This window comes from Pseudonocardia sp. 73-21, assembly GCF_001899645.1.
In the GTDB taxonomy this organism is placed as follows: Bacteria; Actinomycetota; Actinomycetes; order Mycobacteriales; family Pseudonocardiaceae; genus Pseudonocardia.
Window position 1 is genome coordinate 1 of the sequence record NZ_MKVV01000088.1, and the last position, 764, is coordinate 764.

At 73.0% G+C, this 764-nt stretch carries 1 protein-coding gene; it reads left to right on the forward strand.

The genetic code is table 11. From position 1 onward, the window contains the following. Positions 1-315: 315 nt before the first annotated feature. A complete protein-coding gene (locus tag BGP03_RS27560; protein WP_299738064.1) occupies positions 316-714 on the forward strand; it encodes a leucine zipper domain-containing protein in 399 nt (132 codons plus the stop codon). Positions 715-764: the final 50 nt, after the last annotated feature.

Here is a 764-nt window from a genome sequence, read left to right on the forward strand (position 1 = left end):
CGCCGTTGATGAGCACGATCGGTGAGCTGGGGTCGTTCCTGGCCCGGGAGGCGGGCGCCGCGGCGGAGCAGCCGGGCCCGGCTCCCGTCGCCTACCCGATGCAGCCGCCGGCCCCGAACGGCACGCCGCCCGTCTCGTCGCCGCACTCGATGTAGTAACCCAGGACGTTGTTGACGGCGTGTCGGCTTGAACGAGGGAGGGCCTCCGGGCGATGTGGGTGTGTCTGACGCACCAACTTCGGCCACAGGAGGCCCTCCGGGTCGCACCGTAACGCCCGTACCACCGTGTTCGCCCGCAGGCTGATGGTGGAACGTCATCTGGCCGGCTGGCCGCAGGCGCGGATCGCAGAGCAGCTCGGGGGTCTCCCGTGCCACGGTGTCGAAGTGGATCGCCCGGTTCGGGGCCGAGGGCTGGGCCGGGCTGGAGGACCGCTCCTCGCGCCCGCACACCATCGCCAACCGCACGGTCGTCGAGGCGGCGATCCTGGCGTTGCGCGCGCAGGTCCGCCGCGGCGCGGTCTACCTGGCCGGTGAGCTCGGCCTGGCCGCCTCCACCGTCGGGCGGGTCCTCGCGCGCCACCAGGTGCCGCACCTGTCGGCGATCGACCCGATCACCGGTGCGGAGGTGCGGCGGCGGCACTCCGGGATCCGCTATGAGCGCCCCACCCGGGGGATCTGCTCCACATCGATGTCAAGAAGCTGGGCCGGTCCCTGATGGTGGCGGGTGGCGGCTGCACGGCCGCTGCGAGGAGGTCCGCGGACGGA